General features: G+C 43.6%; 7 protein-coding genes. 6 read left to right on the top strand and 1 reads right to left on the bottom strand.

The window, feature by feature from the left end; all coding sequences use genetic code 11:
• Positions 1-263, bottom strand: a 263-nt coding sequence (locus tag DBR11_RS19380; protein ID WP_146186588.1) for a biopolymer transporter ExbD, incomplete at its 3' end; no start/stop codon positions are given.
• Between the two features lie 102 nt (positions 264-365).
• Between DBR11_RS19380 and DBR11_RS19375 the strand changes: the two genes are divergently transcribed.
• The 6 genes from DBR11_RS19375 (at position 366) to DBR11_RS19350 (ending at position 10,571) form a co-directional block, all read left to right on the top strand.
• A complete protein-coding gene (locus DBR11_RS19375) occupies positions 366-713 on the top strand; it encodes a hypothetical protein (protein ID WP_108554276.1) in 348 nt (115 codons plus the stop codon).
• Between the two features lie 169 nt (positions 714-882).
• The gene (locus tag DBR11_RS19370; RefSeq protein ID WP_108554275.1) at positions 883-1,470 is read left to right on the top strand and encodes an RNA polymerase sigma factor; all 588 of its coding nucleotides are present in this window, start codon (positions 883-885) and stop codon (positions 1,468-1,470) included.
• Positions 1,471-1,894: 424 nt separating this feature from the next.
• Positions 1,895-2,863, top strand: a complete 969-nt coding sequence (locus DBR11_RS19365; protein WP_108554274.1) for a FecR family protein — start codon at positions 1,895-1,897, stop codon at positions 2,861-2,863.
• Between the two features lie 138 nt (positions 2,864-3,001).
• Positions 3,002-6,346 (top strand): SusC/RagA family TonB-linked outer membrane protein, encoded by a 3,345-nt coding sequence (locus DBR11_RS19360; protein WP_108554273.1) that lies wholly within the window; start codon positions 3,002-3,004, stop codon positions 6,344-6,346.
• 28 nt (positions 6,347-6,374) lie between these two features.
• Positions 6,375-7,988, top strand: coding sequence for a SusD/RagB family nutrient-binding outer membrane lipoprotein (locus DBR11_RS19355; RefSeq protein ID WP_108554281.1), 1,614 nt, complete (start codon positions 6,375-6,377; stop codon positions 7,986-7,988).
• A gap of 72 nt (positions 7,989-8,060) precedes the next feature.
• Entirely contained in the window at positions 8,061-10,571 is a 2,511-nt protein-coding gene (locus DBR11_RS19350; RefSeq protein WP_108554272.1) for a family 20 glycosylhydrolase, read from the top strand.
• Positions 10,572-10,590 lie beyond the last annotated feature (19 nt).

Below are 10,590 nucleotides of genomic sequence, written 5' to 3'. Positions count from 1 at the left end.
CCCATGTACCAGGCCATCTTATTGTTCTTACCCAGCAGCACAGTCATCGTCCTTGAGGCTGGATATTCCGCGAAACTGGTTGCATCCGCAACAGGCTTGGCTACATCCATCGCGTTAAACTTAGACAAAGAGGTAGTCAACATAAAAAAGGTAATCAGCAAAAATGCCAGATCTACCATTGCAGTAAGATCAACAGCAGGTACGGATTTGCGTGTTCTCCCATATTTGGCCTTGCCATTTTGGGGAAGGTTAAGTGTTGCCATAAGCTTTCTTGTTTTTAAACAGGATGCATTCCCGCATTAAAATACATAAGGCCAAACCATTTTTAATTGCGCTTGTTTTATCATCAGATAATTCGACCTATTATGGAACAGCCAGTAGAAATGAACACATTAAGCCAAATCTTAGAGAAACTGAGACAGAAAGGCCTTGACAACGAGATAAAAATGACCGACCACGGCAAAATGCAGGGTGTTGGCGTGAATAAGATCTATAGCCCGGAAGACCTGTCTATTATTAAAACCTATCGTTTTGAAGGAGATTCGGATCCGGCAGATAACTCCGTACTGTATCTTTTGGAGGATAAAGACGGACAGATCGGCTATATTATGGATGCTTACGGCATGTACAGCTCTCAGGAAAATGTAGGTTTTGACGATTTTCTCAAGAAAATCCCGACCGCCGACCGCGATATGCAGGAGCTGTTTAGCTAAAAAATGAACAAGCAACTGTAAAACATAACGATCAAGTGTAAAACAAGCCTAAAGCCTGCCAAAAGCAGGCTTTTTCCATTTCCGACCTCCTAATCACATAAAAATTAATCCATTACACTACCAACTTGATTAATTTTATATTAAATTCGTTTTAAATATCTAACCAATTGTGAACGCTTACCACTCAAAAATAGATGAGGAATTAATTTACCTCCTCCAAACCGAGGATGAGCTTGCTTTTACCGAAATTTACAACCGTTACTGGAACAAACTCTACTACATTTCCCACAAACTGCTGAAAGATACCGATGCCGCTGAAGAAATCGTCCAGGAAGTCTTTCTCATCATTTGGAAGAAAAGAAACAGCCTTCATATCCAAAACCTCCATCAGTATCTCGCCGCCATGACGCGCTATGCTGTATTCCGGCACCTGGCTAAAGAGAAAAAATTCAACAAACAAGAAAACTCAGAAGGCATCCTAAACGCCGAAGTAGCAGATGAAATAGACCTGGACAACAAAATCTTGCTGGAGATCATCACCAAACTCTCCAATAAGCTCCCCGAAAAATGCCGCCTGGTCTTCCAGTACAACAAGATCCACGATCAATCCCTCCAGGAAGTTGCCGAGCAATTAAACATCTCCCAAAAAACCGCAGAAGCCCACCTTACCAAAGCCCTGCGGGTCATCAGAGCCAACTTCGGCGATGTTACTCACTTCACCTACTTCCTCATCTCCCTCCTTTTCCTCAAAAAGTAAGCCCGCAAACAAACTGAACGCCTCAACAAACTGCACTATTAAACCAGCGCAATTAAACAACCTGTATTACTAATACAAAATATTCTGCCAAACAAACTCTGCAACTCAACAAAATGCGCTGCTAACCAACTGTGCAACCAACAAAACACCCCGCTAAACAAACTATACGATTAAACAAAACACCCTGCTAATCCATATCCCATTCTTTCTACGCCCAACCGGACCCACCTCCCTGCTTTATGCACCCAGAACAATGAATATTACTCAGAGAGGACCTCAGGCCGCCTTGCCACAAGAGCGCAGCGAGGCAAGAAGTCCAGCCCTCGAAAAGTTAATATTCATTGTTTTAAAATAAATTTCATTTTGCACTAAGGGTGTTTATCCTCAATCAGACTCTATCCTATTAAACCAGGTTAAATAAACGATGAACAAACAAGAACTGAAACTTTTAGCCCAAAAGTATTTAGAAGGAACAGCAACCGAAGAGGAAAAGCGCTTACTTAACCAATGGTATGACACCACCAACGACGGCTGGGTAGAACACGTAAACACCAAAACGCCGGAAACTGAAGATCAAATCCGGTTAAGGATGTTAAACACCCTGCAACAGCAAATCAATAACCATAAGACCCCACAAGGCAAAAATTATGTTTCCTGGAAACGCCTGTTTACCTGGTCCGTCTCGGCAGCGGCCCTGCTCCTGACCGGAATCTTTACCTGGCAGTTTGCCTTCAAAAACGAAGCGCCCAAACTGGTCAGCGTTCCGGATAAAAAAATCATCGAGATTATACTTCCAGACAGTTCCAAAGTCTGGCTGAATGCAGGCTCCATATTCAAATACCCTAAAACCTTCGATCAAAAGACCCGTACTGTTGAACTCATTGAGGGCCGCGCCTATTTTGAGATCAAACACCGCGACAAACATCCCTTCATCGTAAAAACACAAAGTTTAAATGTAACCGTGCTGGGCACCTCCTTTGATGTCAGAGCCTATCGAAAAGAAGGCACCACCAAAGTGAACGTCGTGACCGGTAAAGTAGGCATCACGCTTAAAAATGAAGTTAAAAAGCCAGCCATTATGCTGACGCCAAAACAGGAACTCGTGCTGAGCAAATTAAATCACCAGATCATCAAAATACCTACACAGGAAATTGCAGTAAATGCCTGGTGCAAAAGCCAGCTGGTTTTTGAACAGGAAAACCTCGGCAATGTATTCCATGTACTTGAGAAAAAATACAATACCAAAATATCCGTCTGCAACAAAAACCTGCTTAACGAACGCATTTCCATTACCCTGAGCAATCAGCACCTGGATACGGTGATGCAAATCTTAAGTTTCACCAAACATTTTAAATATCAAATGGCCAATGACAGCATAACCGTAATCAAATAGATGAACCTTACTTAGCAGCTAAGAAAAGGAAAGAACCGGGAACACAGGGTGTCCCCGGAAATAATTTAGCCTCTGCATATATGCTTGAGACCCATAGACAGCAGGCTACAGTTTAACCGAATTAAACCTAGAACAAATATGATAAATTTTTACGGCAAAGTATTGCCCATACTCCGAAAATGCATGCGCATTTCTACAATTATTATCGGCATACAAATCTGTTTTACCACGCTACTGGCTGCCAAGGCAACAAAAGCTCAGGAAATGAACTTTAAAGTTGTTAAAGCCAGTGTAAAACAAGTCTTTAAAAGAATAGAACAACAAGCTAATGTAACTTTCGTATATGATGAACAGGTACTGGGTAATTTGCCTTCCCTTTCCCTGAATATCAAAAAGCAACAGCTCTCAGAAGTACTGAACCAGTTAAGAGAACGCACTTCACTGGAGTTTAAACTGGTTGGAAATTATATCGGCGTAGCACAAAACCGCGAAAGCATGCCTGCTTTAAGTCTTTCATCGGGCGGAAGTACCAACGCCATTAAGATCAGCGGAAGCGTCCGGGACGCCACAGGACAGCCTCTTGTTGGCGTTAGCATTGCGGTTAAAGGAAGCAAAAATGCAACGACCACCAATGGCAACGGACAGTTTGCCATAGAGGCGAACCTTGGAGACGTCCTGGTCTTCAGCTATATCGGCTACACTAAAAAAGAAGTTACGATCACTTCACCATCTATTTCTGTCTTGCTGGACGAGGACTCCAAGCTCTTGAGTGAAGTTGTAGTGACCGCATTGGGTGTAAAAAAAGAACGGAAAGCCTTGGGTTACTCTGTAACGGAGGTAAAAGGAGAAAGCTTAACCCAGGCCAGAGACAACAATGTAATGAATTCGCTGGTTGGCAAGGTGGCTGGCTTGAATGTAAGTTCTGTTGCGGGTGGCGTTGGTGCATCAACCAATGTGGTGATCCGTGGGGTATCCAGTCTTTCCCAAACCAATCAACCCTTATATGTAGTTAACGGCATCCCAATGGAGAGCCAGCCGAACAGCTTAAAGGGAAACCAGTACGACAATGCCCCTGATCTTGGAGATGCAATAGGCAACCTGAACCCGGATGACATTGAAACCATTTCTGTGTTAAAAGGTGCAGCCGCTTCTGCATTATACGGTTATCGCGGAAAAGCAGGTGTCATCTTGATTACCACCAAAAGCGGTAAAGGAAACAGCATAGAATTTAACTCAAACTATGTGATGGAGAAGGTTTCTGATCCAACCGACTGGCAATATACTTATGGCCAGGGAGCAAATGGAATAAAGCCAACCACTAAACTGGCTGCTTTTCAAAGCGGACAATCCAGCTGGGGTGCAAAATTGGATGGATCCAGCGTGATTCAGTTTGATGGCGTTTCCCGTCCTTATACTGCACAAACCAATAATATTAAAAACTTTTTCAGAACAGGCGGAACTGCAACCAACACCCTGGCTCTGAACAAAAGCTTTGACGGGGGTTCTATCCGTTTTTCAGCAAGTGATCTGACCAACAGGGCCATTACGCCCGGATCAAGCCTGAACAGACAATCCTTCAACCTGAGCGCCAATTACAATATAGATAAACATTTAACCGTAGACGCCAGAGCTAATTACATTTTAGAGCAGGCCAAGAACAGGCCTTTCTTAAGTGACGGCGCAGGTAACTCCAGTTATAATGTGACTTTATTACCCACCAGTGTAGATGTGCTGACCTTAAAGAAAGCCGTTAATCCGGACGGTAGCGAATACGCTTACTCGGGTAATACCTTCGCAACCAATCCTTGGTTTGCCGCAGAAAATTTCATCAACAATACCAAAAGGGAACGTTTATTATCTTCCATCAGCCTAAGGTATAATTTTGACAATGGTGCTTTTATCCAGGGCCGTGCCGGAAGAGATGGTTATACAGATCGCTATACCTCAGTAGTACCTACAGGAACAGCCTATCGTGCATTAGGTTCTATGTCTGAATCTACCACCAAATTTTCCGACCTGAACACGGATCTCCTTTTTGGAAAATCTTTCAAGGTCAATGATTTTACCATTACCCCAAATATTGGAGGAAGTTTTAGAAAAACACAATCCGAGCAATTCATTTTGAACGGAACTACCTTTGCGGTTCCTTATGTGTATGTCATCACCAATGCCACAGCACAGTCTACACCCACCTATATTCCATCCAACAGTGAGGTATTGTCTGCTTATGGAACTTTAGACCTGAGCTATAAAAGCTATTTATTCTTAAACGGATCTCTTCGTAATGACTGGTTCTCTACCCTGGCAACGCCGGGTAAAGACAATGCGCTGAATGCCCTTTACCCATCCGTAAACGGATCTTTCGTTTTCTCTGAACTGATGAGTAAGGACTGGCTGAGTTTCGGAAAGATCCGTGCTGGTTTTGCACAGGTTGGACAGGCAACTGTACCTTATCAAACGCAGTTGGCTTATAATTTCAACAATGCCACGCTAAATGGAAAACCACTTGGGTTAATTGCCAATCAGGCCATTCCAAATGATGCCTTGATTGCTTCCATTGCTTCAGAATTTGAAATCGGCACTGAGCTTCGTTTTTTTAAAGACAGATTAAACCTGGACCTGACCTGGTACAACAAAAATTCCAAAAACGAGATTGTACAAGCGCCTACTTCTGTGACATCGGGATATGTGGGTGCTATATTGAACATTGGCCAGCTGCGCAACCGCGGAATTGAGGCCCTCATTACCGGAATTCCCGTTAAAACGGAAAGTTTCCAATGGACAACCTCAGTAAACGGATCCATTAACAACAACACCGTTATCGCCCTGGCGGATGGCCAAAAAAGCTTACCAGGCTCTACTTCAAGAACCGGAACCGGCTTTACCCAAATGATTGTAGGCTTACCTGCTTACCAGGTGATGGCATTTGATTATAAAAGGGATGCCAGCGGAAATATCGTTAAGGATGCAACTGGCGCACCGGTTCAGGGTGACTTAAAACCCTATGGCTCTGCCTATGCAAAATATGTTGCGGGCTGGAACAACGAATTTAAATACAAAAACTTTAATTTTTCATTTCTTATAGATGGCAAGTTTGGCGGAAAGATCTTTTCTGGTACGGACTATTATGCCTACATTCTTGGACTCCATAAAGGAACTCTTGAAAACAGGGATGCCCTGGGCGCAAATGCAGCAACTTATTATACCGCAGTAGCCAATAATGTATCCAGTATTTTTGTTCAAAACGCAAATTTCATCAAATTACGCCAGGCTACATTGGGCTATTCCTTTTCGGGAAAAATGTTTAAAAACGTCATTCAAAGTGCGACGTTGAGTTTGGTTGGCCGGAATTTATTTTACCTGATGAAGAAAACGGACAATATCGATCCCGAATCTGATTATAGCCCGACAGCTAAGGGTTTGGAATTGGGTGGAGTTCCGCCAACCAGGACTTTTGGTTTGAATCTCAGTGTTAAATTCTAATTCCATGTACACGATTAAACTTATTAAGATGAAAAAGATTTCAAAGTATACCATCATATTATCTGCCTGCCTGCTGACCAGTATGGGCTGCAGAAAGAATTTTGACAAGATCAACACAGACCCTTCTACCTATAATCCTTCCAATTTTGACCCTAATTTCGTACTGTCAAGTGCGCAGCTCGGTTATTCTGGGAGTATGGACTTTAGCTATGACACCTGGAGGGCCAATTTAATTCATTGCTCTACCATGATGCAGGGTTTTTCTTCTGTGATCGGTTACTGGAATGCGGGGGATAAATATGTATTGAATGCAGGTTACACTGCAGCATACTGGGGCTTTTCTGCCAGTACACCAACCGCTGGAGATGGTGCTTATCCGGAACAGGTAAGGCCAATTGTAGACGTTGTTGAATCGACCAAGGCTAAGCCTCAATACCAAAATCTTTACCAGATTGCCAGGATTACCAAGGCCCTCATTTTTGAACGGATTACAGATTTATATGGGGATGTTCCTTATTCGGAAGCCGGTCAGGGATTTTACAATAAAGCATTTTTCCCGGCCTACGATAAACAACAGGACATTTATAATGATCTTCTTAAAGAAGTAAGTGATGCCACCAGCAAACTGAACCCTGCCGGAGATAAAGTAACCGGAGACTTGTTCTATGCTGGAGATATTTCCAAATGGAAACGTTTTGGAAATACTTTACTGCTGAGGATTGCCATGCGTCTGAGCAAAGTTGATCCGGCTACGGCGCAATCTTATGTTCAAAAAGTAATTGGCAACACCATGACCAGCAATGCCGATAACGCGTATATTCTGGGTGATGTTGCCGGAGGCCGTACCACGCTGAACAGAAACAGTCAGATTTTACTTGGGGATGGTGGTCAGGAAAATTTCTACACCCGCTGGTCTAAAACTTTCATAGACCAGTTAAAGAATACAAATGACCCACGCTTGGGTGCGGTAGCCGTGACCAAGCTCTATTTGAATGACGAGACCAAGGATCAAAATCCCAATGCAGACCATACACCTGCTGTTCAAAAAGGGATGCCTAACGGAAAAGACCTGACCACTACGCCGGGTCTTGGAATTACTTTAGATCCCAGCTTTACCGCTTTTACTGATTATTCTTCTCCAAGCCCGGCTTTAATTAAAAGAAACGGACCAACCTTTGTCCTTACCTATGCAGAATCAGAATTGCTGCTTGCGGATGCTGCACAGCGTTTTGGCATTGGAGGCAGTGCTGCGACTCACTACCACGATGGTGTTGTTGCTGCGATGACCTACTTAAGTCAATATGATGCTTCAGCAACAGTAAGTGCAGCTGCAGCCGAAACCTATCTGACGGCTCATCCTTATGATGCTTCAAAAGGGCTGGAAATGATCAACACCCAATACTGGATCCTGACCAATACCATGCTCGATTTCTACGAGTCCTGGGCAAACTGGAGAAGGACCGGCTTCCCGGTATTGACACCTGTGGTGTATCCTGGCAACTCTACCGGAGGAACGATCCCCAGACGTTTTCCTTATCCGATTGTAGAGGCGGGCTCCAATACAGAGAACTACAACAAGGCACATAACGCTGTTCCGGGTGGGGATTTACTGACCTCCAGAGTATGGTGGGATAAACAATAATGAAAATATGATCCAAAAAAATCCCTGCTTAGGCGGGGATTTTTTTTACCTTCCTTTATTTAAATTTGCCTTATGCTAAAGACTGTATACCTGGCTTTGATGTCTATTTACTTCACAAGCCCCCTATTTTCGCAAACCACTCCAAAAAAAGAACTTAAGGATCTGCAACTGACATGGGAAATCCTGGAAAACAATTATAAAGGTATTAACCAAACCCGATCTGCGCTCACCATCCGCACTTCGAACCAGGAAACCCTGCCTTCAAAAGGCTGGAAGATCTATTTTAACTTTGCACGTCCGATAAAAGAGCAGCCTGTAACCGGAGGTGTTTCTATTAAACATATCAATGGAGATTTTTTCTTGATAGAGCCTTTGCCTGATTTCAAAGGTTTAAAACCGGGTGTCTCTCTAAGAACTGAATTTGTATCGGGCGACTGGCTGGTGAATGCCACTGATGCACCTGCTGGTTTTTATCTCATCAGAGACAATGAACCTGAAAAATATTATGTCATTCCTTCTGTGGTGGCCATTCCATCTACACAAAACAAGCAGATCATGCGAAATGCCACTGATCATGTACCCTTTAACACACCAGCCCTTACGTTTGAGGAGAACAGGAAGATCAAAAATCTGGATCCAAAGATCAAAATCTTCCCTACACCAGCACATTACGAAGAAACTTCTGCTGTATTTAAACTCACTTCGGGCACTACTGTAGTAGCCGATCCGGCTTTCCAGTCTGAGTCTGCCCATCTGCAGCGTTTTCTGACGGACTTATTGAATGTTGGCGGAAAAACTGGTACGAGTATCCATTTAGACAAAAAGGAGCTGCCCGAAGAGGCTTATGAACTATCGGTAAAAAACAATAGTATTAGCATTGCTGCTTCCAGTACGGCTGGCATATTTTATGGCATCCAGTCCTTAAAAACACTGCTTCCTCCGGCTGCATTTAAAGGAAAACAAACAGAAGTTCTTGTTCCGGGTGTTGAGGTCGCTGACCAGGCCCGTTTTGGCTACCGTGCTTTTATGCTGGATGTTGCGCGTAATTTTCAGACAAAAAAGCAAGTATTAAAATTGCTGGATCTGATGGCTTTATACAAACTGAACACACTTCATTTTCATTTGAATGACGATGAGGGTTGGCGTCTGGAAATTCCTGCCCTGCCCGAGCTCACTACTTTTGGCAGCAAAAGAGGCCATACTTTAGATGAAAAAACACACTTACAACCCTCTCTGGGTTCTGGTCCGGAAATCCAGGGTTCTTATGGAACCGGATACTACAGCAAGGCTGATTTCATGGATATTTTAAAATATGCCACAGAAAGACATATTCAGGTGATTCCGGAAATTGAATCACCAGGACATGCGCGGGCAGCAATCAAAGCCATGGCCGCCAGAAATGATCCAGATTATTTCCTTCACGATCCGCAAGACCAGTCTGAATACCGCTCTGTTCAATACTGGAATGACAATGTAATGAACGTAGCTCTCCCTTCTGTTTATCATTTTATTGAAACCCTGACCAGGGAAATTAAATCCATGTATTCCGAGGCCGGGGCTCCTTTAAAAACCATCCATTATGGCGGAGATGAAGTTCCTGCCGGTGTTTGGGAGAAATCACCTGCCGTACAGGCTTTGATGAAACGGGATACTACTATAAAAACCACTGATGACCTTTGGGGCTATTATTACAAAAAGGTAGACCAGATCTTAAAAGCAGAAGGTCTCTATCTCAGTGCCTGGGAGGAGGTAGCCACCCGCAAAGTGATGAAGGATGGTCAAAAAGAAACGGTATTTAATGAGGAAATGCTGGGTAAAAACGTACATCTGGACATCTGGAACAATATGATTGGCTGGGGACAGGAAGATCTGGCTTACAAATTTGCGAATAAAGGTTTCCAGGTGGTGTTGTCTGGGGTAAGCAATATGTATTTTGATATGGCTTATGAGAAGTCTTTTGACGAGCCTGGTTATTACTGGGGCGGCTATATCGACGTAGAAAAGCCTTTCAGCTTTATACCTTATAATTATTACAAGAACACCACTTCAGACCGCATGGGAAATGTACTTCCACCTGATTTTTTCAACAGCAAAGAAAAGCTGAGCGAAAAGGGCAGGAAAAATATTGTTGGTCTGCAGGCGGCTTTATTCAGTGAAGTGAGTAAAGGACCCGAACGGATGGAATATCTGATCCTTCCAAAACTATTGGGCCTGGCAGAACGTGCCTGGGCCAAGGATCCGAAATGGGCACAGGAACAGGACGCTGAAAAATCAGCACGGTTATATCAGGAGGCCTGGTCTTCATTTATGAATACAACCGGTAAAAGAGAATTGCCCAGACTGGATTATTATGCCGGCGGCTTTAAATACAGGATCCCAGGCCCGGGGGCAGTACTTCGGGGCGGTGCCGTGGAGGCGAATAGCCAAATCCCAGGCTTCCTGATCAAATATACCACGGATGGAAGTCGGCCAACCTGGAAAAGCAAAACCTATACGGTTCCGGTTAAGGAAAAAGGCACGATCAAAATGGCGGTATTTAATCTGACAGGCAGATCAGGAAAAACCATTACGATTCATCAGTAATAAAAAAGGGCGTGTATAA

Source organism: Pedobacter sp. HMWF019 (genome assembly GCF_003061025.1).
In the GTDB taxonomy this organism is placed as follows: Bacteria; Bacteroidota; Bacteroidia; order Sphingobacteriales; family Sphingobacteriaceae; genus Pedobacter.
The sequence above is the reverse complement of the archived record's forward strand: the minus strand, read 5'-3'. Positions and strand labels throughout refer to the sequence as shown.